The organism is Streptomyces sp. KL109B (assembly GCF_030766935.1).
Lineage (GTDB): Bacteria > Actinomycetota > Actinomycetes > Streptomycetales > Streptomycetaceae > Streptomyces.
The window spans coordinates 780,757-804,189 of record NZ_JASERL010000002.1; the positions used below are offsets into that span (position 1 = coordinate 780,757).

At 72.1% G+C, this 23,433-nt stretch carries 18 protein-coding genes and 1 pseudogene; 13 read left to right on the forward strand and 6 right to left on the reverse strand.

Annotated features, from left to right (window positions below):
• Positions 1-314: 314 nt before the first annotated feature.
• The 3 genes and pseudogenes from RBJ65_RS42075 to RBJ65_RS09285 form a co-directional block, all read left to right on the forward strand.
• Positions 315-548: pseudogene (locus RBJ65_RS42075) on the forward strand (winged helix-turn-helix domain-containing protein); the annotation flags it as partial.
• Positions 518-976, forward strand: coding sequence for a transposase (locus tag RBJ65_RS09280; protein WP_306321581.1), 459 nt, complete (start codon positions 518-520; stop codon positions 974-976). The pseudogene RBJ65_RS42075 and the gene RBJ65_RS09280, both read left to right, overlap by 31 nt.
• Complete coding sequence (locus RBJ65_RS09285) at positions 943-1,134, forward strand: hypothetical protein (protein ID WP_306321582.1); 192 nt, start codon at positions 943-945, stop codon at positions 1,132-1,134. Before RBJ65_RS09280 ends, RBJ65_RS09285 begins: the two co-directional genes overlap by 34 nt.
• Here the strand turns inward: RBJ65_RS09285 and RBJ65_RS09290 are convergent.
• The 3 genes from RBJ65_RS09290 to RBJ65_RS09300 all read right to left on the reverse strand — a co-directional run bounded on the left by RBJ65_RS09290 (position 1,131) and on the right by RBJ65_RS09300 (position 5,224).
• Positions 1,131-2,087 (reverse strand): DUF4331 family protein, encoded by a 957-nt coding sequence (locus RBJ65_RS09290; protein WP_306321583.1) that lies wholly within the window; start codon positions 2,085-2,087, stop codon positions 1,131-1,133. The two genes, RBJ65_RS09285 and RBJ65_RS09290, sit on opposite strands and share 4 nt — an antisense overlap.
• A gap of 782 nt (positions 2,088-2,869) precedes the next feature.
• Positions 2,870-3,850: a TIGR00341 family protein gene (locus tag RBJ65_RS09295; RefSeq protein WP_306321584.1), complete on the reverse strand. Its 981-nt coding sequence runs from the start codon at positions 3,848-3,850 to the stop codon at positions 2,870-2,872.
• 69 nt (positions 3,851-3,919) lie between these two features.
• Positions 3,920-5,224: a hypothetical protein gene (locus tag RBJ65_RS09300; protein WP_306321662.1), complete on the reverse strand. Its 1,305-nt coding sequence runs from the start codon at positions 5,222-5,224 to the stop codon at positions 3,920-3,922.
• 218 nt (positions 5,225-5,442) lie between these two features.
• Here RBJ65_RS09300 and RBJ65_RS09305 point away from each other — a divergent pair, with 218 nt between their 5' ends.
• Positions 5,443-6,021: a DUF6069 family protein gene (locus RBJ65_RS09305; RefSeq protein WP_306321585.1), complete on the forward strand. Its 579-nt coding sequence runs from the start codon at positions 5,443-5,445 to the stop codon at positions 6,019-6,021.
• Between the two features lie 252 nt (positions 6,022-6,273).
• A complete protein-coding gene (locus RBJ65_RS09310) occupies positions 6,274-7,452 on the forward strand; it encodes an alanine--tRNA ligase-related protein (protein ID WP_306321586.1) in 1,179 nt (392 codons plus the stop codon).
• A 23-nt stretch (positions 7,453-7,475) separates the two neighbouring features.
• Here the strand turns inward: RBJ65_RS09310 and RBJ65_RS09315 are convergent, their stop codons facing one another.
• Positions 7,476-7,925, reverse strand: coding sequence for an Lrp/AsnC family transcriptional regulator (locus RBJ65_RS09315; RefSeq protein ID WP_306321587.1), 450 nt, complete (start codon positions 7,923-7,925; stop codon positions 7,476-7,478).
• A 121-nt stretch (positions 7,926-8,046) separates the two neighbouring features.
• Here RBJ65_RS09315 and RBJ65_RS09320 point away from each other — a divergent pair, with 121 nt between their 5' ends.
• The 5 genes from RBJ65_RS09320 to RBJ65_RS09340 all read left to right on the forward strand — a co-directional run bounded on the left by RBJ65_RS09320 (position 8,047) and on the right by RBJ65_RS09340 (position 15,635).
• A complete protein-coding gene (locus tag RBJ65_RS09320) occupies positions 8,047-9,096 on the forward strand; it encodes an asparaginase (protein ID WP_306321588.1) in 1,050 nt (349 codons plus the stop codon).
• A gap of 89 nt (positions 9,097-9,185) precedes the next feature.
• Positions 9,186-10,406: a hypothetical protein gene (locus tag RBJ65_RS09325; protein ID WP_306321589.1), complete on the forward strand. Its 1,221-nt coding sequence runs from the start codon at positions 9,186-9,188 to the stop codon at positions 10,404-10,406.
• Positions 10,407-10,411: 5 nt separating this feature from the next.
• Entirely contained in the window at positions 10,412-12,334 is a 1,923-nt protein-coding gene (locus RBJ65_RS09330) for a hypothetical protein (RefSeq protein ID WP_306321590.1), read from the forward strand.
• On the forward strand, positions 12,331-13,638 hold the full coding sequence (locus RBJ65_RS09335; RefSeq protein ID WP_306321591.1) for a hypothetical protein: 1,308 nt from the start codon (positions 12,331-12,333) through the stop codon (positions 13,636-13,638). The genes RBJ65_RS09330 and RBJ65_RS09335 overlap by 4 nt, the downstream gene beginning before the upstream one ends.
• The gene (locus RBJ65_RS09340) at positions 13,635-15,635 is read left to right on the forward strand and encodes a vWA domain-containing protein (protein ID WP_306321592.1); all 2,001 of its coding nucleotides are present in this window, start codon (positions 13,635-13,637) and stop codon (positions 15,633-15,635) included. Before RBJ65_RS09335 ends, RBJ65_RS09340 begins: the two co-directional genes overlap by 4 nt.
• 40 nt (positions 15,636-15,675) lie before the next feature.
• On the opposite strand, the gene RBJ65_RS09345 is transcribed toward RBJ65_RS09340, so the two are convergent.
• On the reverse strand, positions 15,676-17,019 hold the full coding sequence (locus RBJ65_RS09345; protein WP_306321593.1) for a radical SAM protein: 1,344 nt from the start codon (positions 17,017-17,019) through the stop codon (positions 15,676-15,678).
• Between the two features lie 66 nt (positions 17,020-17,085).
• Complete coding sequence (locus tag RBJ65_RS09350) at positions 17,086-17,766, reverse strand: pyridoxamine 5'-phosphate oxidase family protein (protein WP_306321594.1); 681 nt, start codon at positions 17,764-17,766, stop codon at positions 17,086-17,088.
• 183 nt (positions 17,767-17,949) lie between these two features.
• Here RBJ65_RS09350 and RBJ65_RS09355 point away from each other — a divergent pair, with 183 nt between their 5' ends.
• The 3 genes from RBJ65_RS09355 to RBJ65_RS09365 all read left to right on the forward strand — a co-directional run bounded on the left by RBJ65_RS09355 (position 17,950) and on the right by RBJ65_RS09365 (position 23,367).
• Positions 17,950-19,200 carry an FAD-binding protein gene (locus RBJ65_RS09355; protein ID WP_306321595.1) on the forward strand — a complete coding sequence of 417 codons (1,251 nt, stop codon included), beginning with the start codon at positions 17,950-17,952 and terminating at the stop codon, positions 19,198-19,200.
• Positions 19,201-19,267: 67 nt separating this feature from the next.
• Positions 19,268-20,509 carry an ROK family transcriptional regulator gene (locus RBJ65_RS09360; protein WP_306321596.1) on the forward strand — a complete coding sequence of 414 codons (1,242 nt, stop codon included), beginning with the start codon at positions 19,268-19,270 and terminating at the stop codon, positions 20,507-20,509.
• A 17-nt stretch (positions 20,510-20,526) separates the two neighbouring features.
• Positions 20,527-23,367: a glycoside hydrolase family 2 TIM barrel-domain containing protein gene (locus RBJ65_RS09365; protein WP_306321597.1), complete on the forward strand. Its 2,841-nt coding sequence runs from the start codon at positions 20,527-20,529 to the stop codon at positions 23,365-23,367.
• Positions 23,368-23,433 lie beyond the last annotated feature (66 nt).

A 23,433-nucleotide genomic window follows, 5' to 3' on the forward strand; every position in this document is an offset into this window, starting at 1 on the left:
CGCGCGCCCTGACGGCCAACGTCACACGCTTCGGCCCGCCCACCACCAACTACGGCTCCCCACCCCTAAGCGGATCTGGTGAAGTCGGCTGCGGGTTGGGGAGGCGTCGTGTGGGAGGGACCGCCCGAGGTCGCTGACCTGCTCGAATGCAATCCCGTCACCGTTCGTGCGGCGGTCCACCGCGTCAACGACGGCGGAATCGAGGCGCTGCCCGACGCTCCGCGTGCAGGCCGCCCGGCGAAGGTGCTGGGCGATAACGACCGCGCCGCGCTGGCCGAGCTGTTGGACCACTCCGCCGTGACCGGGTCACCTGGACGGTTCCGGCCCTGCGCGACTGGCTGCGCGAGCAGCGCGGAGTGGAGATTTCCGCCGACTGGCTGTGGGAGCTGTCGCGCCGCGACGGCTTCCGCTGGAAACGCACCCGCGACAGCTTGCGGCACAAGGCCGACCCCGTCCTCCAGCAGGCCGCAAGGCGGCGCTGGGGGACTTACGGACTTACGGACTTACGGACTTACGGATGGAGGCGCACGCGGGCGGGCGGGATCTGATCTTCCTGGATGAGTCCGGGTTCGCCCCGACGATGCCCACCGGTTACACATGGTCGCGGGTCGGACAGCGGGCGGTGGTGCCGAAGGAGGACACCAAGGACCGGCGGGTGAACGTGCTCGGCGCGCAGGTCATCGGCATCGAGCCGGACCTAATCTGGCAGTGCACCAGCGGCAGGGTCGACGCCGGGATGCTGCTGGAGTTCGTCCTGGTTCGTCTGGCGGGCCTGGGCGGCGGGGCGGCCGTGCTGGACCTGGCCGCCGATGGCGTCGGTATCGATGCCCCACCGGTCTGGGAGCGGCGCCGGCCGTGCACGATCGTGCTGGACAACGCATCCGCGCACGTGGCCAGGGCGTTCAGGGCCGACGCCGTCAGCTGGCGAAGATCGGGATCGATTTGTTTTATCTGCCGCCGCGCAGCCCGGAGTTGAACGGTATCGAGCTGATCTGGCGCCAGGCGAAGTACCAGGACTATCCGCAGCGCGTCCAGACCAGCGTCGATGCCATCGGTCAGGCCGTCGACCGGGCCATGGCACGGCAACGAGACCAAGTCCGGCTCTCCGCAAGGAGCGTCGGCCAGACCTCCTAGTGCGGATTCCCCAGGAAGGGGAAGTCGGGGCGAAGGTCGGTGTGTGGGCGCAGCCCGTCGTGCGGCGCGGCGCCCCGGGTCAGCTGGGCGATGCCCATGTTGATGACGTCGTCGATGAGGTTTCGGCCGTTGGGGAATCCTTCGGCGCTGGTGTAGTCGTAGGTCAGGAGGTCGGGGAGCAGGCTCTCCGCGAGAGTGGCTGCCTGGTCCTTGGGATGGCCTGCGTGCTCGAAAACGTGGGTGAACTTGTCGAGGAAGCGTTCGCGGTCTCGGGAGGGTTCCTGCTGGTTCCAGACGCGTTTGTCGTCGTCGCTCTGGTTGAAGTTGGCGTCGATTCCGGGTCGCCCGGCCCGGTCGCCCTGGACCAGGCGGCCGTCGTGCGGCACCAGGACCCGGGCCCAGACCCCGACGTGCGGGTTGGGGCCGAGCGCGCTGTTGGGTACTTCCAGCACGATGGCGAACACGTTCTTGTCAGCGAAGAAGTCCGTACCGGTCCACTGGAACTTGTCACTGGCGCCGACAGGGTCGGCGAAGAACGGGTCGCTGCGGAGCCCCGCGAAAAACCTGTAGCCGTTGGCCTCGGTGATCTGCGGTTCGGAGCCGAAGGTCACGGGTGCGTCGGCGAGGATCGTGTCTCCCGCGCCGGGATTGGCTGCGCCCTCCCGCCCGGTCGCCCGTTGCAGGCTGGCGGTCTGTGTGTGATCTCGTACCGGGGAGAAGCGGATGCGGAAGGCGATATCGGTGACCGCATCGCCGTCGGCGTCCACGCCGAGCTCGTACACCGACTCGTGATCGACGGCGTCCTCGGTGAACGGCGAGGTCGGATTGATATTGACCACCAGGATGGTCTTGCTCGCGTCGCCCGGCTTCTGAAACGCGTAGAGATCGGTGATGTGGCTCCTGGGGTCCGTACTGGTGGGGCTGATACCCAGGCCGGAAACATGGTGCGCCATGTGGAGGCTCCTGTCGGGTGGCGTGGAAGTACCGGTGGCGGAACGAGGACGGTTCGCCGCGGCACACGCTCAGCTCCGGCGGAGCGCCCTCCCTTCGTCGCGACGATCCGCCGCTGCCGTGCGTGCGCTCCGCTGTGCTCCTCGTGGCCCGTGGAACACCGACAGCCACGATCTTCCTGTCCACAGTGAGCTGTACATCCGTCAACCGGCGTAGTTGCTGTAAGTCACGGGGCCGCATGAGCAATGGCGCATGCCGACGCGGGCAGGCCCGCCAGGCGCAGCACCTCGTCGGCAGCCTCAACCGAGATACCCACCCCTCGTGGCGTAACTTCCCAACGCAACCAACTTCACCGGACCCGCTTAGCGGTCGACGTCACACGCCCTGACCAGCCCACGCCACCCACAACTCCCCACCCCTGGCGGTCGGCGTCACGCGCCTTGGGCAGTCTGCCGCCTGGGGCGGCAGGGTGGGCAAGGCGGCGCACGGTGCCGCGTGATGAAGGGGGTGGCCCCGGCCACGGTGTGCCGGAGGCAGGGGGACGGGGGCCGAAGCCCCCGGAGGGGGCGGGCGGGTGGAGATGGGCGGGTGAGCCCGAGGTGGACGTTGTTGCTGGGGCGGCGTGGTCGGGGGGGCGGCGCGGCGTGAGGCGGCGCGGCCATGGGGCGGCGCGGACGCGGGGCGGCGCGGACCCGTGTCCGAGGCCGCGCCGACGTCACCCGCCCCCCGGGTAACCCGCGGGACGCACCGCCCCCGGGTAACCCGCGGAACGCACCGCCCCCGGTCACCCGCCGGACGCGACCTCGCAGGTTGTGCCGCCCGCCGCGCACCAGTGCGTACGCCCGCCCACCAGGTGGAGTTCGAGGTCGGCCGTGGACATGCCGGCCTGGTCGAGGGCGGAGCGCAGGGCCGTGGGGGCCGGTTGGGGTGGGAGGCCGAGGACGCCGATCACCACCACGCCCTGCCGCGCCTCCACCGACGCGATCTGCCAGTTGCGGCCCGCCGCCCACTTCTCCGCCACCGGCTTCGCGTCCGCGGCGAGCGCCCGGTCCCGCCACACCGAAGCCGTGCCCGTGGCCAACGGCACCGCGATCAGTACCAGCACCCCGGTCACCGCCACCAACGTACGGCCGTGGAACTCCCCCACCCGCAGCCCGGACTCCAGCGCCGCGCCCCGGACCCCGTACACGAGGAAGATGACGGTTCCCGTGGCCACGATCGCCGCGACGTTCGTGGCGAACAGCAGCCCCGACTCGAACGCGTCGTGGAAGCGGCCCACCGTGATCAGCAGCCCCGTGACGGCCAGCGGCGGCACCAGCGAGATCGCGATCGCGACCCCCGGCAGCGTGTCGGAGATGTCGGCCCGGACGAGGGCGAACGCGCCCACCGTCCCCGTGGCGAGCGCCGCGAGCAGGTCGATGAGGCGCGGGCTGATCCGCGAAGACACCTGCGAGTTGGACGCGAAGTCGTCGGGCGGCGCCGCGATCCACCCGAGCAGCATCCCGATCGCCACCACCGCGAGCGCCCCGCCGAGCACCAGCAGCACGCACCGTACGACCTGCGAACGGTCCGCCAGCACCAGCGCGAGCGCGCTGCCGAGGATCGGTGTCATCAGCGGGGCCACGATCATCGCCCCGATGACCGTGGCCGTGGAGTCGCCCACGACTCCCGCGCCCGCGATCACGGAGGCGAGCACGAGCAGTCCCCAAAAGCGGGTGGAACTGGGGCTCTTGACGCCGCGTTCGATGAACAGCGTGTCCGTCATACGGTGCACCGTGGCAGCGTCGACCGACCCCAATGTCATGGGTTTCATGGTGTACCTCGCCCGCCCGCTTCAGACGGCCGTCGGCGCGGACGGGGGCGCCCCCGGCGATCCTCCCCCGGCATCGTCCTCCGCCCCCACGAACTCCACCACCGCCAGCAGGAACAGCAACGACAGCGCGATGCCCACGACCACCCACCCGGTCGGATAGGACCACAGCAGATACACGAGGAGCGCGAGCACGATCAGGGCCGCGACGATCCACTTGCGGTGGCGGCGCACGAACGGGCCGACCGGCCCCGTGCGGAATCCGGCCCGGTCCGCGGTGAGCCGCGCCCCGTCGATGCCGGAGATCCACAGCCCGCGCACAAGGCCCGCCCGCTTTCCGCGCCCCGTGAGCCACGCCGCGATCGCGACGACGACGCCGAGCGCCACCACCATGCGGACCATCGTGAACAGGAAGTGCGTCATCGTGTCGTAGACCGCGGCGGCCGCGTCCTGCGAGACGCTCGCGGGCAGCCGGTCGAGGTAGATCACGCGGAAGACGCGCAGGCCGATGGCGAGCAGACCGCAGCTCACGGCGGCCGCGAGGGCCGCCGTCACGAGCGCCCTGCGGCGGCGTACGGCGAGCAGCACACCACCGGCGACGAGGACGAGCGCGATGATCGGCAGCCAGTTGCCCATCACCTGGAGCAGCCTCATGTACGTCTTGACCTTGCCGATGTTCTCGTTCGTGACGAGCGTGTAGTCCGTGTGGACCTCGGGGATCTTGCCCGCGACGGTGAGTCCTGAGTCGACGAGGCGCTGTTTGACCTGGTCGACGACCGGGCCGAGGTCGAGGGTGACGGTGTCGCCGCCCTCCAGCTTGACCGCTCCGCCGCCGCTGCCGGTGAGTGCCTTGTCGAGGGCGCTGTGAGCCTTGCGGTTGGTCTGCTCCCAGATGTTCTCGAAGGCGTCGGACGCGACGACGGCCTGCGCCTTGTCCTGGACGAAGCTGCGGACCGCGCTTTCCAGGGAGTCACCCAGTTTGCCGAGCGACTTCTCCACCAGTGGCCGGTCGTTCGTGTCGACTTCGGAGAGGAGGGACTGAAGGTCGATCCGCTGCATGATCGCGTCCGTGGCCCGGCCCGCGACCGCCTTCTGGGTGTCGGGGTTCGAGGCGAGCGGGCCGACGGTGTCGACGTAGCGGTCGGTGTCGCCGACCTCGTCGGCCGCCCAGGAGGCGACGATGCCGAGCGGCGCGAGGACGCAGCCGATCACGATGAGGACGACGGCGAGGAAGGACCTGCCCCGGTGCCGCGCGGGGCCGCTCGCGGCCTCCAGTTCGGCCACCCGGCCGCGCAGCCGGGCGAGTTCGGCCTGTTCGGCGGGCCCCATCGGCGCCGTTTCCTCCGCCACCGCTGCCTCCTTTTCGACGCGCGAGCGCGCGCTGTTTTGAATGCCAGGGGAACCGCTGCGCCGCCCGAGGGCGAGACGGGCCGTGCCAGACGGGTGACGAATTGACGAAATGCGGGAGGTGGGAGGGCGGGTGATACTGCACCGACAGCAACGGGCCAGGCAGGCCGCCCCCGGACCCCCGACCGGAGAGCCTCATCGTGGAACCACAGAACTCGCCCTACAGCCAGCAACAGTCGTACGGACAACAGCAGTCGTACGGACAGCAGCAGTCGTACGGACAGCAGCAGTCGTATGGGCAGCAGCACTCCTACGACCAGTCCTACGGCCCACCCGAACCCGGCTATGCCCCCGAGCCGCGGCCCCGCCTCGACGCCGGGAAGCTGTGGGCGGGCGGGCTGATGACCGCCGTCATCGCCGCGCTCACGGCGGTGGTCGCCCTGCTCCTCGTACGGGGTGTGCTGGACGTTCCGGTGTTCGCACCGGAGGGCGACGGCCTGATGGGCAACGCGACCACCGGGGCGCTCGCGGGCGGCGCGGCCGTCGCGGCGCTCGCCGCGACCGCACTCCTGAACCTGCTGATCGTGGCGACCCCGCGCCCCGAGCGCTTCTTCGCCTGGATCATCGGGCTCGCGACGGCGGTCATGGTGCTGCTGCCGTTCACGACCGATCTGACGTGGCAGGCGAAGCTGGGCACCGCGGGCGTGTATCTCGTCATCGGCATCGCGATCGGTTCGCTGCTGTCCTCGGTGGCCAGGGGCGCTGTGCGCCGCTACTGAGCGCTCGCGGAAAATTTGCCTGGCCGCGGCCGTACGGGCCGCGTTATCGTCGACGTATGAACGTCATGGGGCGCCATCTCACCACCGCAGCCGCGCGAGCGACCAGCTCGCCGGTTGCCGCCGCCTGACGTCTCACCCCTTCCCACCGGCGACCGGAAACGGCCGCCGGTTTTTTGCTGTCCCGACACGCCCCGCCCGGCCGTTTTCGGTGCCTCCGCCCTTTCCACGCGTTCCACGCGAAGGAGTCACCCCATGCGTACCGAGGACGTCGTCCGTACCTTCATCGAGTTCTACGAGGACCGCGAGCACCGCCGGATCACCGGTTCGACGCTGCTGCCGCCGCCCGGCGACCCGGTCCTGTTCACCACCTCCGGGATGCATCCGCTCATCCCGTACCTGGAGGGCCGCCCCCATCCGCTGGGCCGGCGGCTCGTCAACGTACAGCGGTGTCTGCGCACCACGGACCTCGAAGAGGTCGGCGATCCCACGCATCTGACGGTCTTCGAGATGCTCGGCTCGTGGTCGCTCGGCGACTACGAGGGGCCGCGGAGTTTGGAGTGGGGGTACGAGCTGCTCACCGAGGGGTTCGGGATCGATCCGCGGATGCTGTACGTGACCGTGTTCGGCGGCGACGAGCAGACCGGGCCCGATCTCCGCTCGCGGGAGGTGTGGGAGCGGCGCGGGGTGCCGGTCGAGGAGACCGTGGAGGACAACTGGTGGCCCAACAGGTCGTCGACCGGGCCGTGCGGACCCGACTCGGAGATCTTCCTGTGGACCGGGGGCGAGGACACCCCGCCGGAGTCCTCGCCGACGAAGGACGAGCGCTGGGTGGAGGTGTGGAATCACGTGACGATGCGTCACCGGCGCCTGGACGACGGCTCGTTGGAGCCGCTGCCGCAGCGCAACGTCGACACCGGGCTCGGCCTGGAACGCCTCTCCACGCTGCTGCGGGGCGGGACGTCGGTCTTCGAGTGCGACGTCTTCGATCCGTGGCGGCGGCTGCTGCCGGGGCTGTGGCCACTGGAGGAGTCGCCGTTCCGGGTGGTGAGCGACCACCTCCGCTCGTCCGTCGTGATCCTCGGCGACGGGGTGCGGCCGTCGAACACCGGTCAGGGGTACGTGCTGCGGCGCCTGCTGCGACGGGTGCTCACCGTGCTGCGCCGCGAGGACCCGCACCGCACGCTCGGCGATCTGCCGGACGAGCTGGTCCTGCACACCCTGGACCACTTCCGGCAGGACTCCGTCGACCCGAGCGACGTACGCCGGATGCTGCTCGACGAGGAGGAGCGCTTCGACCGGCTCCTGGAGCGGGGCGGGAAGGTGCTGTCGCGGCCGCGGTTCCGGGGGCCGCTGACCGAGGACGACCTGCGCTATCTGCACGACACCCACGGGCTGCCGCGCGAGCTGGTGCTGAACCTGCGGGAGCAGTGACCGCGGAGGGGCTGCCCGGACCGCTACACCGGCAGCCCCTTCGGCTCCTTCACCCGCTTCATGATGATCTGCGAGTTCACCTCGGTGACCCCGTCGAGCGCGGTCAGCTCCTCGATCCACAGCCGCTCGTACGCGGCGAGGTCGGCGACCGCGATCCGCAGCAGGCAGCCGGGGCTGCCGAACAGGCGGTAGGCCTCGATGACGTCGGGGATGTCCTGGAGGGCGTGCTCGAAGGCCTCGACGGAGGCGCGGTCGCGGCGCACCTCGATGGAGACGAGGACCTCGAAGCCGCGGCCGACGGCGTCCGGGTCGACGATCGCGCGGTACCCCTGGATGACGCCGTCCTTCTCCAGCTGCCGCACCCGGCGCATGCACGGGGACGGGCTCAGGCCCACCCGCGCGGCCAGGTCCTGATTGCTCAGTCGCCCGTCCCGCTGGAGCTCACGCAAGATATGCAGATCGATCCGGTCCATGACGCAATCATGCACCACGCCGACCGCGATCATCGGCGATGATTCGCAATCCAATTGCGTAGATCACGATTTATCCTTGCTGGAGATCGAACAAACACTCCCACAAGGCAGGCAGGTCACCTTGGCACGCATCACCCTCATCAGCACCGGAGGCACCATCGCCAGCCGCTGGCAGGGCAGCGGTTACGCCGCCGACGCCGGCGGCGACACGGTGCTGGCCACGGCCGCACTGCCGGAGGGTGTCGAGGTGAGCGTCGTCGACCTGTTCAACGTGAACAGCTCGCGGATGACGACCGAGCTGCAGCTGACCCTGCTGCGCGCCGTGCGCGAGGTGCTCGCCGACCCGGAGGTCGACGGCATCGTGGTCACGCACGGCACGGACACCCTGGAGGAGTCCGCGTTCCTGCTCGACCTGTACCACGACGACCCGCGCCCGGTCGTCCTCACCGGCGCCCAGAAGCCGCTCGGCGACGCCGAGGGCGACGGCCCGGGGAACATGTACGACGCGCTCCAAGTCGCCGCGAACGTACGGGACTTGGGCGTGCTCGTCGCCTTCGACGGGAAGGTGCACGCAGCGCGCGGCACCGTGAAGACGCAGACCCTCGCCGCGGACGCCTTCGCCGACCCGTCGGCCCGGCCGCTCGGCCGCCTCGGCTTCGGCCGCGTCGACCTGCGCCACAAGCCGAGCCGCCCGACGCCGCTGCCGCGACCGGAGGCGGAGGCGGGCGCGGCGATACCCCGCGTCGACATCGTGATGCACCACTCCGACGCCGACGCCACGCTCTTCAATGCCGCCGTCGAGGCGGGCGCGCGCGGCATTGTGCTCGTCGCCACCGGCGCCGGGAACGCCACGCCCGAGCTGGTCGACGCGGTCGACGCCGCCGTACGCCGCGGGATCCTGGTCGCCGTCTCCACCCGCGTGCCCGCCGGGCCGCTCGCCGAGATCTACACGGGCGGCGGCGCCGTGGACCTGGTCGCCGCGGGCGCCGTGCTCAGCGGCACACTGCGCGCGGGCCAGACCCGGATCGCCGTCCTGGCCGCCCTCCTCGCGGACGTCTCCCCCGCCGCCCGCCCCGACCTGCTGCGCCGCCTCATCGACGCGCCGGACCCGCACACCCCGGACGCCGGTTCCGGAGCCGGGGCGCTCGGCGACGAACAGGCCGCCGCTTAAGCGTTTTCTCCCCGCCCTGATCTCCAACTGCCCTTCTCCTGTTAACTTTTGAGGAGGACAACGGCGACGGTGGCCAAGGGGGCGGTCCGGTGCAGCGGGGTTCGGCGTGCCTGGTGTTCGATGTCGAGCTGCCGCCCGGGGAGCCGCGCGACTGGAGTCCGGGGCCGTTGCCCGCCGTGCTCGCCGACGCGGCGGCCGACCGGGACTGGCGCCTGACCTACTTCGAACCACGCGTCGGCGCCTCCCTGTTCGGCACCGATGAGCGGCCCGCGCGCTGGCACCTGCGCCGCCCGCCGACGGGCCCCGACCCGGAGATCGCCGCCCTTGAGCTGCTCCGCGTGCCGGAGGCGGCGGGCCTCGGCTCCGACCGGCACGGGCTCGCCGTCCTCCACGTACGCCTGGCCACCGACCCACTCGCCGAGCTGACCGCACTGGCCGACCTGGAGCGCCAACGCACCCGGTTCCAGGGCCTGTTGCCCGACGGCGTACGGATCGAAGAGGACGCCTCGCGCGCCTGGACGGTGGCGCACGCCACCTTCGCCGAGGGGGAACCGCCGCAGGTGATGCCCGACTCGTACGCGGAGTGGCGCGGCCGGGACCAGTGGCTGTGGCTGCTCGCCTCGAAGACCCCGCTCGACCGGTTCGCGCCGGACCCCGAGGACACGGAGCTGTTCGCGGGGCGGGTGCGGTTCTCGGCCGACTGGCAGGCGCTGGTGCTGCGCGACGGCGCCGCGTTCGTCGGCACGAGCCCCGACCCGGGCGGCGACGACACCTTCCACGCCACCGCCGCCCACCACGTCCACACCCTCTACCTGGACGTCTTCCTGCTGGCCCGGCTGCAGTTCCTCGGCGCCAACGCGCTGGCGAACGAGCTGTCCGAGGTGCGCGCCCGCGAGTCGGACGCGGCCCGGCTGATGCGACTGGAGAAGCGCCTCGTCGAGCTGCGCCACGCCCTGTGGTCCACGCACATCACCTCGCACGACAAGTCCAATGAACTCCTGGAGCGGTTCCAGCGGCAGCGCCGCCTCGACCAGTTGCTCTCCCACACCGGCTCGGGGCTCGCCGACACGGCCCGCTTCGTGGAGGCGGGCCGCTCCCGCCGCACCTCGCTCGCGCTCAGCCTGCTGTCGGCGGTGGGGCTCCCCTTCGGGATGGCGTACTCGGCGGCCGCCGTGTGGGGCAGCCCCGGCGGCTGGGCGCTGCTGGCCAGCACGGCGGCGGCGCTGGTGGTCACGGTGCTGCTGTTCGTGCTGCTGCCGCCGCTGCGCGGGCTGTTGTCGGACACGACCTGGCACGGGACGGGGGACTGATCGCCGTGGTGCTTGTCGCGCTCTACCGTTCGGGGCCGCTGCGGCAGCGGCTCGCCAAGGGCTACAGCGTGTACGTCCCCGATGCCGGGCCCGGCAGGGGCGCCGCCGAACTGGTCGCGGCGCTGTGCGCCAACCCGCCGCTGCTGCCCGGCGCCGCGCCGGGGGCGCAGGGGTGCGGGGTGCACGGGGATCCGCGGACGCCGGGCGCGCTGTGGGTGGACACGGGGCGGGTGTCACTGCACGATCCGGCGGCGCGCGCGTACGCGGCGGGCGCGCTCGCGGCGGCCGTCGCGCACGTCGCCGGGATCGTGCGGCAGCAGGGCGGAATGCTCATCCCGTCCGGCTGGCAGCATCACCCGGAGGCCGCCGCGGGGCTCTGCGCCGATCTGCACTCGGTGGAGGTGCTCGGCCCGGTGCAGCGGGAACTCACGGCCAACCTGGTGCGCGAGCACACGGCCGCCCTCGCGGCGCTGACGGGACGTCAACTGTACGGTCCCGCAGGGGTGTCGGCGGGTGGTTCGGCCCGGCTGTCGCGCCGCTTCGACCAGGTCGGCACCCGCTACCTGGACTCCTGCTCGCCGGAGCACCTGGAGCGGGTGCGGGTCCGGCTGCGCCAGGAGGAGCGGCTCAGCGGGCTCGATGCCATGGACGTCAACCCACTGGGCGAGAGCGGGGCGGGCGCGGCCGGCGATGTGACGGTGCGGCTGCTCGACGCGCAGGTCACCGTCGCGTCGGCGATGGCCCACGCGCTGCTCGTGCAGGCGCTGTCGATGGCGGCGCGGGACATGGAGCGCACGGGGCGGCGGGCCCGCCTGATACCGCAGCAGGTGATCGAGCAGAACCGGTCGAGGGCCGTCGCCCACGGCCTCGCCGCCGAGTTCCGGGTCGACCAGGGGCCGCCGAAGAACAACAAACCGAGGAACGACAAACCAAGGAACGACAAGCCGAGGAACGACAAGCCGGGGGACGAGAAGCCGGGGAACGACAAGCCGGGGAACGGCGACAAGAACGCGAAGGCGGGCCGGGGCGACGGCGGGCCGCCGGCCACCGTGCCCGCCGTCCGCGCCGCGCTCGGCATGCTGGAGGAACTGATGCCGTTCTTACGGCAGTTGGACGCCACCGCCGAGGAGTTGGGCCCGCTGCTCACCGGCCTCGAACTCGCCGACTCGACCGCCGCCGCGTCCGACTTCGTACGCAACGAGAACGACCTGCTGGCCCACTGGCAGGCCCACGACGCGACGGCCCTCGCCCCCGAGCGCCTCACCCAGGGCCTCGGCATGCCCGACTGGCTGACCACGGACCACCTGGGCGCCGTCAACTCCGCACTGGCGCCAGGCAGTTCGTCGGCGGCGCGGCTGTGGCTGGCGGAGCGGCTGTCCGGGGAATCGTCCGCGGCGGCCTCCGCGACCTCGGCCCGATCCGACAAGCCGCGCCAAAAGGCGGCGCCGCAACGGGAGTTGACAGCCATCGACGCCGACGGGCTGCTCGCCCGGCTCGGCGAGCCCGATGTGCGCCCGCGCGAGGCCGTCGACGCACTGCGCGCCTACTGCCTCGGCGAGGGCGAGCTGGACCTGACCCGGCCGCTGCGCTCCCGCAGCCGTGAGGACGCCCGCGCGCTGCGCCGGCTGCTGCGGCCGCGTGCCGCGCAGCGGGTGCGGTGCGCGGCGCCCATCTTCTCCTGGGACGACGAGGCGGCGCCGCGCGCCGTACGGGGCGCGGGCGAACGCGGGGTGGCGCTCCTGGAGTGGGACGTCGCGGCGCAGGACGTGGCGCGGGTGCGGGCCGGGCTGCGCTCCGTGGGGCGGCCGCCGGGCGGCATCCGGCACGTGCTCCTGACCGACACGACGTACACGGCGGGCGAGGGCGAGCGGCGCGGCAAGGTCGAGGTGCTGCTCGTCGCCCCGCGCAAGGAGGCGAACGCCGGATGACCGCGCCCACAGCCGTATCCGCCCCCGTGCCGGTCACCCTCGACCTGCGCGGCTTCCGGCGGATCCCGCGCTCCACCGACGAGTGCGCCGCGCTGTGGCAGCGCATCGAGCCCGCCGTCCTGACGGTCGACCCTCGGGTCGGGCCGCGGGTCCTGTTCGACCTGGGCGAGGAGGGCGAGGTCGGGGTCTGGTTCCTGGACCCGGCGGCGGCGCCCCTGCCGCTCGCGCCCGCCACCCGCTTCGCGGTGCGCGGCGTGCTCGAACCGCCCGAGGTGCGGCACGCCTGCACGACCTGCCGGGCGGCGGGCACCACCACGTACGCGCCCTATCGCTGCTCCGGATGCGACCAGGAACGGCGGCCGGGCCGGGTGTGCGAGGCCCACGCGCTGTTCATCGAGGGCGGCCTGCGCGCCTCCTGCGGGGCGCACGCGCCGCACTGCCGGTGCGGGACGCGGGCCGTGGCCTGGTGCGGCGGCACCCGCTGCCGCACCCGCAAGGCGTGGTGCGCGACGCATCTGCGCCGCCACCCCGGCGATGCCACGGTGGTGTACTGCCACGACTGCTACGCCGACCGCTTCCCGGTGTGCGAGCGCGGGCAGTGCGAGGGCACCGGGTACATCCGCTGCGAGCACCGCACCCTCGCGTCGATGAGCCCGTGCGGCCGGCAGATCTGCGCCGAGCACGCCCAGCGCTGGCAGGTCTACGGCCCGTACAGCCGCGGCCTCGCCCTCTGCTCGCGGCACCATCAACGCCTGCGCTCCACCTCGCCCGAGGGTCTGATCGACATCGTGCTCGCCGGGACCGTGGCCCGCGGCGGCGGCCATCGCGGCAGGTCGGCGAGTCGCCGAAGGGTGGAGCTGCCGCGCATCAGCATCGTCCGGCACATCCTGATCAACACCCGCCGCACCGTCCTCGACATGGAGTCCATCGACCGGCTCTTCACGGACCTCCAGCGCACCCTGCGCGCCCGCGCCGCCGACAAGAACGCGAAGGACGACACGGCCGCCGCCGCGGTCCGCCTCATCGACCGGCACGCCGCGTCGCGCCGCGAGGACATCGAGCGGTTCCGGGAGCAGCACGTCGAGGGGCGCGGCCACTTCGACCGCATGGTGCAGCAGCTGCGGCGCGGCGGTCAGCGGGAGCTCGCGGGCGCCGTGACCTTCTCGGACTACCGGCCGCGCAGCCGGATCCTGTTCGTACGCGTGCCGGGACGGCTGCGGAGCGCCTTCCTCGGTCCCGGCGGGGCGACGGTGAAGGACCTGGAGCGACGCGTGGGTGTGGACATCAAATTGGAGCGCGGATGACGGCCCTCAGGTGCACGGCGCAGGACACCCGTCTGGTCACGGCGGGCGGCCCAGGACTGGTCGGCGACAACCGGATCGCGGTGTCCGACGCCCGGCTCGCCGCCGAGTCGGCCGGGGTGCTTCAGGTCGACGGCCTTGGCGCGCGCCGCTCCGTCGCGGTCCGGATCGTCCCGGCGCCCGGCGTGCCCTCCGATGTCGTCGTGGCGCCCACCGGCCTCGTACAGGAGCACCGGATCAGGGCCGACGAGGGCTGGGACCTGATGGCCGCCGACGCGCCGGCCCCGGCCGTCCTGGAGCTGGAGCTGCCGTCGGGGCCCTCGCTCGACGAGGCGGCGCTGATGGTGCGCGGGGCGCCGCTGCTGTGCGGGCATGTCTTCGTGCACGGGTACGACGGGGCCGCCGATGTGTGGATCGACGTGTCGGGCACCCTCTTCCGGGTCCGCCGGGCCCTCGACCACGCCGGGCAGCAGCTGCGGGGGCTGCTGCGGGTGGGCGGGGACACGACGCTCGCGCTGTTCGCGCCGGGCGACCGGGGCGGCGTGGACGTCGTGGTGCTCGCCGACTGCAGCGGCTCGATGAGCATCCAGGACATTCCGGCGCAGGTGGAGGGCCGCTGGCTGAGCCGGCTGCGCGGCAACGCGACGATCTCCCGGATGGACGCGCTGCGCGACGCGCTCCTGTCGATGGTCGACACCCGGGTGCGGTACGCGGGGGTGGGCGCGCGCTTCGCCCTGGTGAAGTTCGACCACGAGAACGCCACCCTGTTCCCCTCGGGCGACGGCATGGCGGAGGTGTCCGACGCGGCGAGCATCGCCCAACTCCGGGGCGCCATCACCCTGTTGAACCACCGCACCTCCGGCACCGACATCGGCAAGGCGCTGCACAAGGCGGGCGAGCTGCTGCACCGCTACGGCGCGCCGGGCAACGAACGGCTCGTGGTCCTCGTCAGCGACGGCGCGAACTGGGCGCCGGTGCCCGAGGAGCGCAGCGGCGAGTCGGTGGCGGCGACGCAGGACCCGGTCTCCCTGATGGAGGACCTGCACGCGGGGCTCGGCATCCGGCTGCACGCGGTCGGCATCAGCGACGAGACCCTGTTCGGCCGCTGGTGGCAGGGGCAGCGCTGGTCCCGCGAGGGCTGGACGCCGCAGGCCCACCCGAGCATGGTCCCCGACCATCAGATGCTGGGCGAGCTGGTGACGGTCGCGGGCGGCGACCGGCAGCGCATCGGCGGGCTCGATGTCCTGGAGGAGTACTTCGCCGAGCTGGGCAGCGGCGTCGTCCGCACGGTCGGCCCGCCGATGCCGCCCCGCCTTCCCCAACTCCAGCTCTCCGCCGAGGAGTTGATGGCAGGGCCCGCCCGGCGCCCGGCCGCCGACCCGCGGCAGCGGCGCGCGTGGGAAGCCGCCGTGGAGGAGGCCGTCGCCGCCTACAGCCGGGTCTGCGAGGCCTCCCGGGCGCGCCTCGGCTTCCAGCTGCTGCGGTCGTCGTCGCCCGCGGACTTTGGACGGCTGCGCCAACAGTGCGCGAACCGGGCCGAGTTCACGTCGTGGATCTCGGTGACGTACCAGGTCTTCAACGAACGGCTGCACGCGCCGCTGCGGTACCCGAAGAAGGACCCGTCGGTGCTCGAACTGCCGCAGCTGGCCGGGCCGTTCTGGGACGGCCGGATGTCCCAGCTGCACGAGCTGCGGAACTTCTACCACCACGACCGGGACGTGGAGCAGCGCAGCGAGCAGAACCGCAGGGCGGGCGAGATCATCGTGCGGCACACCGGCAGCTACGACCCGGACGAGTCGGACACGGCGGCCTGGCAGACGTTCCAGCTCGGGCTCGTGCGGGACCTCGCGGCGCTGCTCGGCGAGGCGCACGGGGTGCTTGAGGCGGCCCCGGAGCCGGTCGCCGCCGCCCCCGCCGTCGAGCCGGAGGAAGCGGCACACCCCGCCGGTCCGGCCGAGCCGGTGGGCGGGGTGCGCATCAAGTCACAGGGTTACGACTAGGACCCTGGACGAGTGGATCCCTGGTGATCCCTGGTCGGGGCTACGACTGCGGGACGACGCCCGGCGTCTCCACGGCCTCCTCGTTCGGGGCGAGGCTGTCCATGAAGGAGCTGACCGAGAAGACGGCGCGGCCCGCGCCCGCCGGACCGTAGCCGGGGGGCGAGGAGAGGCCGTGCTCGTCCATGGCGTTGCGGTACGCGTCGAGCAGCCGGATGTGGTACTCCAGCGGCGCGCCGTTCGGGTTCTCCTTGCCGAGCGGGGTCGTCGGCTCGGGGCACCACGTGGTGAAGCGCGGCGTGATGCCGTTCGACATGAAGAAGTTCAGGCCCTCGGTGGTGGAGGCGATGGCCTCGTCGACGGTCTTGAAGCCGAAGGGCTCGGCCATCTCGACACCGGCGACGAAGTTCGGGATCACGTTGCGGGCGCCGAAGACGTCGCGCGATTCGAGGATCCGCTTGTGCCACTCGTCGCGGCCGACGTACCGCTCCTTGCCCGGGCAGTACATCTTGAACAGGTACTCGTCCCACACCTCGAAGTTCGGGTGGTAGATCTGGACGCCGTAGTCCTTGAAGCGCTGCACGTCGTCCTTGGGCAGCGCCTGGGCGACGACCTTGCCGATCCAGCGGCCCGGGAAGTGCTCCTCGATGGCCTTGGCGTAGCGCCCGTAGAAGTCGGCCTCGTCCAGGCCCTGCACCTTCGACGTGATGGCGCCGCCGGTGAGGGTGTACGCGGTGGACGCCTTGGCGGTGTCGTACTGGTTGATGATGTCGAGGGCTTCGAGGACCTCGTCGACGTCCTTGACGCCCGTGTACGGCCGGCCGGCCGCCTTGTGCTGGCGCCAGTTGTGGTTGATGTCGCAGTACTGGCACTCCTCCTTGGCGCCGAAGTACTGGCAGACCCGGAAGGCCGTCAGGTAGATCAGGTAGCCCCACTGGATCGTGGGGGCCACCTCCATGACCGACTTCCCGTTGGAGAGCTTGTGCCGGTAGTACTCCGGCATCGGCGGCACGCCGACGTCGGAGATCCGCTTGCCGTCGAGGTACAGGCCGAGCATGCCGTCCTCGTTCGCGGCCACGCGGTACGGCGACGAGGGGTTCACGCGGACCGAGACGACCGTGCGGCGCAGGTCGTAGGGGCCGCCGGTGAGGACGATCTCCTCGGGCGGGCGGCGCAGCGCGGCCTCGCCCAGCTCGGGGAGCGTGCCGTGGTCGAAGGAGAAGATGAAGTACGACTTCGGCTTGACCTCGCCGTCCTCGTTGTCGCTGAGCGCCGACGCGTCAAAGGCCACGCCGCCCCTCAGCAGGTCCTCCTTGAAGACCGCTTCCTTCGGAACGTGCGGGAAGCGCTCCATCAGGTCCTCTACCAGCGCCGTACGGCTCTGCATCCCGTTCTTCCTCCGACCCTCTGCTGTTCTACGGTTCGCACCCTCACGGTACGCCTTGGCCGCCGGTCAGCCCTGCCGGGTCCCCGCTCGGGCCACGATGTGGGCCGGTGCGGTGATGCCCGTGGGCAGCAGCGGGTCGGCGGTGGGGGCGCCCCAGCGGGCGGTCAGCGGCAGCGTCCCGGCCCACAGGCCGAGCCCGGCGTCGGCGGACTCGCCGTCGTCGGGCGCGCCCGAGCGGATCTTTACGGAGGCCTCTTCGAGGGAGAGCGCGAGGAGAGAGGTCGCCGCGAGTTCCTTGCGGTTCGGCTGCCGGGCGTACGCCCACTGTCCCGGGGTGGCGTGCTCGGTGAGGCGGCGCAGCCCTTCGAGCTTCTCGTCCGGGTCCGTGAGCACGCGCGGCACGCCGTGGATCATGGCGCTGCGGTAGTTCACGCCGTGCTCGAAGACGGAGCGGGCGAGGACGAGCCCGTCGACGTGCGTCACCGTCACGCATATCGCCGCGTCCGGGTGGGCGGCGAGACTGCGGCTGGCCACGGACCCGTGCACGTACAGCGACCGCTCGTCACGCCCGTACACGGTCGGTACGACGACGGGGGCGCCGTCGACCAGTACGCCGAGGTGGCACACGAAGCCCGCGTCGAGGATCGCCTCAAGGTCGGCGCGGTCGGTGCGGGCCTGCTCCCGCAGGCGGTGGTGGGTGGTGCGGGGGGTTTGCGGGAGGGTGCGGGGCAGGTCGGTGTTGGTCATGCGCAGGCACGGTACTCCGGGGGTGTGGCGGGGAGTTCGGTGAGGTCGGCCGGGCCTGCGTCGCGGGGCTCTGCCCCGGACCCCGCGCCTCAAGCGCCGGCGGGGCTTGAACGGCCCGCCCGGCGCAGGGGGTTGCGGGGCGTGGTCCAATTTCCGCACGCCGCACTCGCAGAAGGGCATCACGTGCCGACCATCACCAACTGGGCCCGCAACATCACCTTCGCCGCAGACCGGCTGCACCGGCCGGACACCGTCGACGAGTTGCGGGCGGTCGTCGCCGGAAGCGCGCACATACGCGTACTCGGCAGCGGCCACTCGTTCAACCGGATCGCCGACGTGGACCCGGAGCGCGGCGGCACGCTCGTGTCGCTGGCCGCGCTGCCGAGCCGTATCGACGTGGACCGCGCGGAGCGCACCGTCACGGTCGGCGGCGGTGTGCGCTACGCGGAGTTGGCCGCCGCCCTGCACGCGCAGGGCCTGGCCCTGCCCAACATGGCGTCGCTGCCTCATATTTCGGTGGCCGGTTCGGTGGCCACCGGTACGCACGGCTCGGGCAATGGGAACCGGTCGCTCGCCGAGTCCGTGCGGGCCGTGGAGCTCCTGACCGGGGACGGGGAGATCGTCACGCTCGCGCGGGGCGACGTCGGCTTCGAGGGCGCGGTCGTGTCGCTCGGCGCGCTGGGAGTCGTGCTGTCGCTGACCCTGGACGTGGAGCCGACCTTCGAGGTCGCGCAGCACGTCTTCGGTGAACTGCCCTTCGCCGGGCTGGACTTCGCGGCCGTGTCTTCGGCGGCGTACAGCGTGAGCCTGTTCACGGACTGGCGGGGGCCGCGCTTCGAGCAGGTGTGGGTCAAGCGGCGGGTGCCGGAGGCCGTGGACTTTCCGTGGGCCGAGCCCGTCGGCGAGGCGCGGCATCCGGTGCCGGGCATGTCCGCCGTGCACTGCACCGAGCAGTTCGGCGTGGCGGGCCCCTGGCACGAGCGACTGCCGCACTTCCGGGCCGAGTTCACGCCGAGCAGCGGGGACGAGTTGCAGTCGGAGTATCTGCTGCCGCGCGAGCACGCGGTCGCGGCGCTGGCCGCGCTGGACGCGGTGCGGGAGCGGATCGCGCCTGTGGTGCAGGTTTGTGAGGTGCGGACCGTCGCTGCCGATACGCAGTGGCTGAGCCCGGCGTACGGGCGGGACACCGTCGCGTTCCACTTCACGTGGGTGGCGGACGCGGAGCAGGTGCTGCCGGTCGTGTCGCTGGTCGAGGACCGGCTGCGGGAGTTCGGGCCGAGGCCGCACTGGGGGAAGGTGTTCACGGCCGATCCGGCGCAGGTCGCCGAGCGGTATCCACGTGCCGCGGACTTCGTGGCGCTGGCCGAACGGCTCGACCCGGAGGGGAAGTTCAGTAATGGGTTCGTGCGGGGACTGTTGCCGCGTCGTACGTGACGACACTTTTGAAAGCCCTTTCTCCAACCCCTTGTCGAAGTCCGCTGGCCGCTCCTAGCCTGACGGCATGAAGCGCACGTCCCGCGACATACGGACGGCGAACCGGTACGAGGTGCTGCGCCGCTGCCTCGGCCGATCCGCTGTCTCCCGGCAGGAGTTGGCCGCCGAGACGGGCCTCAGCTCGGCGACCGTGGCCACGCTCGTCGGGGAACTGGCCGACCTGGGAATACTGAGCCCGGTCGGCTTCCAGGACTCGGCGGGCGGGCGGCCCCGCGGGCTCGTCTCCGTCGACGCGGGGCACGGTTCGCTCGTCGGCGTGGACGTCGCGGAGACGTATGTGCACGCCGAGTTGTTCGACCTGAACCTGCGGGTGGTGGGGCGCGCCGACCGCGAGCTGCGGCCCGGTGCGCACGAGCCCGGGCACGTGGCCGCCGTCATCGCCGACGCGGTCCGCGCCGTGCTCGACGCCAACCCCGGTGGCCCGGTGCTCGGCGCGGGCGTCTGCATGCCGGGGCTCGTCGACCGCGAGGGCGGCATCAGCGTGTACGCCCCGAACTGGGGCTGGCGGGACGCGGTGCCGCTGCGCGAACTGCTCGCCGAACACCTCGACGTACCCCTGTACCTGGACAATCCGCTGCGCGCGGCCACCGTCGCCGAGCTGTGGTTCGGCGCGGCGCGCGGGCGGGACGACGCGGTCGTGGTCAACCTCGGCACCGGCGTCGGCGCGGGGCTCGCGCTGGGCGGGGCGCTGCACCGGGGTGTCACCAACAGCGCCGGTGAGTGGGGGCACACCACGCTCGTGCTCGACGGGCGGCCGTGCCACTGCGGGGACCGGGGGTGTGTGGAGGCGTATGTGGGTGCGCCCGGGATCATGCGCAACTTGCGGGAGCTGCACCCCGGTTCGGCGCTTCTTCATGCCGGTGACCAGACCGCGACCATCGGGGCGGTCGGGCGGGCCGCCGGGGAGGGTGTGGTGGAGGCCCTCGATGTCGTGCGGGAGACCGCGCGTCATCTCGGTCCTGCCGTGGCCGACCTCGTGAATCTGCTCAATCCCGAGGTGGTGGTGCTCACGAGTTGGGTGGCGGCGGCGTTGGGCGGGCCCCTGTTGGGTGAGGTCCGTGAGGCCGTCGCGCGGCACGCGTTGGCGGGGCCGTTCGCCGCGACGGAGGTTGTTCTTTCGCCGATTCCCACGGATCCGGTGAGTCTGGGGGCGGCGACGTTCGCGTTGGAGGGCGTGTTGCGCGGCGACGGGGTTGACGCCGCGGGGCTCCGCCCCGGACCCCGCGCCTCAATCGCTGGCGGGGCTTGATCAATCTAAGGAGACTCATGTCCATTGCTTACGTAACCGACCCCTCCCCCGGCACCGGCGCTCTGCCGCCCCGCGCCTGGTACGCGGAGTCGTCCGCGAAGCGCCTTTCCCTCAACGGGAGTTGGAAATTCCGGCTGTCGGAGACCGCCGACGCCCACGACACGTCCTTCGCCACCGGCGGGTACGACGCCGGGGACTGGGCGGAGTTGGCGGTCCCGGGGCACTGGGTGATGCAGGGCGACGGGGCTTTCGGGGCGCCGGTCTACACGAACGTGCTCTACCCCTTCCCCGTCGACCCGCCGCACGTCCCGAACGAGAACCCCACCGGCGACCACCTGCGCACCTTCGACCTCCCGGCCGACTGGCCCGCCGACGGCTCAGCGGTGTTGCGGTTCGACGGCGTGGAGTCCTGCGCGAAGGTGTGGCTGAACGGTACGGAGCTGGGCGAGTTCAAGGGCAGCCGGCTGCCGCACGAGTTCGAGGTCGGCGAACTCCTCGCGCCCACCGGCAACGTACTCGCCGTCCGCGTCCACCAGTGGTCGGCCGGGTCGTACCTGGAGGACCAGGACCAGTGGTGGCTGCCCGGCGTCTTCCGTGACGTGACCCTGCTGCACCGCCCGGCGGGCTGCGTCGGCGACTTCTTCACGCACGCCTCGTACGACCACACCACCGGCCACGGCACGCTCCGCGTCGAGAGTGACGTGCCGGGCCGGGTCACCGTGCCCGAGCTGGGGGTCGACGTCGCGACCGGGGAGTCGGTGACCGTCGCCGTCGAGCCGTGGACGGCCGAGACGCCGCGCCTGTACGACGGTGAGCTGGCGACGGGCGGTGAACGCGTCCCCCTCCGCATCGGCTTCCGGACCGTGGAACTGTCGGCGGACGGCCTGATCACGGTCAACGGCACGCCGATCCTCTTCAAGGGCGTCAACCGGCACGAGTGGCACCCGGAGCGCGGCCGCGCGCTCGACCTCGAAACGATGCGCCGCGACGTCGAGTTGATGAAGTCCCACAACATCAACGCCGTCCGCACCTCCCACTACCCTCCGCACCCCGCCTTCCTCGCCCTCTGCGACGAGTACGGCCTGTGGGTCATCGACGAGTGCGACCTCGAAACCCACGGCTTCGTCGAGCAGGGCTGGCGGGACAACCCGGTCGACGACGACCGCTGGACCCCGGCGCTGCTCGACCGCGCCGCCCGCATGGTGGAACGCGACAAGAACCACCCCTCCATCGTCCTGTGGTCGCTCGGCAACGAGGCGGGCACGGGCCGCGGCCTGACGGCGATGGCGGAGTGGATCCGCGCCCGCGACCCCGAGCGCCTCATCCACTACGAGGGCGACATCAACTGCCGTGACACGGACGTGTATTCACGGATGTACGCGTCGCACGCCGAGGTCGACCGGATCGGCCGCCGCCTCGACGGCGGCACGGAACGCCGCCGCGCCCTCCCCTTCATCCAGTGCGAGTACGCCCACGCCATGGGCAACGGCCCCGGCGGACTCGCCGACTACCAACGCCTCTTCGAGAAGTACGACCGCCTCCAGGGCGCGTTCGTCTGGGAGTGGATCGACCACGGCGTCGCGGACGAGCGCTACGGGTACGCGTACGGCGGCGACTTCGGCGAGGAGCTGCACGACGGCAACTTCGTCTGCGACGGCCTCCTCTTCCCGGACCGCACCCCGTCCCCCGGCCTCCTCGAATTCAAGAAGGTCGTCGAGCCCGTGCGGATCACGGTCGACGCGGACTCGGGCTCGGCCCACGTCACCAACCGCCACGACTTCCGCGACCTCTCCCACCTGTCCTTCGACTGGACGTACGAGGTGGAGGGCGACGCCGTGGCGAACGGCTCCCTCACCGTGCCCCCGCTCTCCCCCGGCGAGTCGGCGGACGTGAAGCTCCCGGCACCTCCGGAGGGCGACGGATACTGGACGGTCCGCGCCGTGGACACCGACGGCGGCAACGAGGTGGCGTGGGGCCAGAGCGCCCCGCCCACCTCAACTCCCGTTCCCTCGCCCGCACTTGGCGCCCGCCCCGCCGCCTCCGAAGCGACCGTCACCCTCGGCCCTGCCACCTTCGACGCCCGCACCGGCACCCTCCTCACCATCGGCGACACACGCCTCACCGCCGCTCCCCGCCTCGACGTGTGGCGGGCCCCCACCGACAACGACGACGGCGCGAGCTGGCAGGACGACGAGCGACTCGGCCTGCGCTGGCGCGAGTTCGGCCTGCACCGCATGCAACACCGCGTGGACGCGGTCGACGTCGGCGCCGACGCCCTCACGGTCCACACCCGGGTCGCCCCCGCCAGCCGCGACATCGGCCTGCGCACCAGCTACCGCTGGACGGCCGACGAGGGCCGCCTGCACCTGACCGTCTCCGTCACCCCCGAGGGCGACTGGCACCTCCCCCTCCCCCGCCTCGGCGTCCGACTCGGCGTCCCCGTGGGCGACTTGGGCGTCCACTGGTTCGGCGCCGGACCCGGCGAGGCGTACCCGGACACCCGCGAGGCGGCGCGCCTCGGCCGCTGGGAGACGGACGTGGCCGCGCTCCACACCCCGTACGTCCGCCCGCAGGAGAACGGCGCGCGCGTAGACGTCCGCTGGGCCGAACTCGGCGGCCTGCGCATCGAGGGCACCCCCACGTACGCCCTCACGGCCCGCCGCTGGACGACCGAACACCTCGACTCGGCCACCCACCGCACGGACCTCACCCCCGGCGACACCCTGTGGATCCACCTGGACCACGCCCACCAGGGCATCGGCACCCAGTCCTGCGGCCCGGGTGTACTGCCGCAGTACCGGCTGACGCCTGGTCCGGCGGAGTTCTCGTTCACCTTCGAGCAGCTGTCAGGCAGGTGAGCCGTCGGCCAGGCAGGTGAGCCGTCGGCCAGGCGGGCGAGCCGCCTGTCACGCGGGCGAGCCGCC

Excerpts from the sequence above, each read along its gene's own strand:
- RBJ65_RS09315 (WP_306321587.1), bottom strand. The coding sequence starts at position 7,925 with ATGGACCGGATCGATCTGCATATCTTGCGTGAGCTCCAGCGGGACGGG.
- RBJ65_RS09310 (WP_306321586.1), top strand. The coding sequence starts at position 6,274 with ATGCGTACCGAGGACGTCGTCCGTACCTTCATCGAGTTCTACGAGGAC.
- RBJ65_RS09345 (WP_306321593.1), bottom strand. The coding sequence starts at position 17,019 with ATGCAGAGCCGTACGGCGCTGGTAGAGGACCTGATGGAGCGCTTCCCG.
- RBJ65_RS09365 (WP_306321597.1), top strand. The coding sequence starts at position 20,527 with ATGTCCATTGCTTACGTAACCGACCCCTCCCCCGGCACCGGCGCTCTG.
- RBJ65_RS09295 (WP_306321584.1), bottom strand. The coding sequence starts at position 3,850 with ATGACGGACACGCTGTTCATCGAACGCGGCGTCAAGAGCCCCAGTTCC.
- RBJ65_RS09350 (WP_306321594.1), bottom strand. The coding sequence starts at position 17,766 with ATGACCAACACCGACCTGCCCCGCACCCTCCCGCAAACCCCCCGCACC.
- RBJ65_RS09340 (WP_306321592.1), top strand. The coding sequence starts at position 13,635 with ATGACGGCCCTCAGGTGCACGGCGCAGGACACCCGTCTGGTCACGGCG.
- RBJ65_RS09335 (WP_306321591.1), top strand. The coding sequence starts at position 12,331 with ATGACCGCGCCCACAGCCGTATCCGCCCCCGTGCCGGTCACCCTCGAC.
- RBJ65_RS09290 (WP_306321583.1), bottom strand. The coding sequence starts at position 2,087 with ATGGCGCACCATGTTTCCGGCCTGGGTATCAGCCCCACCAGTACGGAC.
- RBJ65_RS09360 (WP_306321596.1), top strand. The coding sequence starts at position 19,268 with ATGAAGCGCACGTCCCGCGACATACGGACGGCGAACCGGTACGAGGTG.
- RBJ65_RS09280 (WP_306321581.1), top strand. The coding sequence starts at position 518 with ATGGAGGCGCACGCGGGCGGGCGGGATCTGATCTTCCTGGATGAGTCC.
- RBJ65_RS09300 (WP_306321662.1), bottom strand. The coding sequence starts at position 5,224 with ATGGGGCCCGCCGAACAGGCCGAACTCGCCCGGCTGCGCGGCCGGGTG.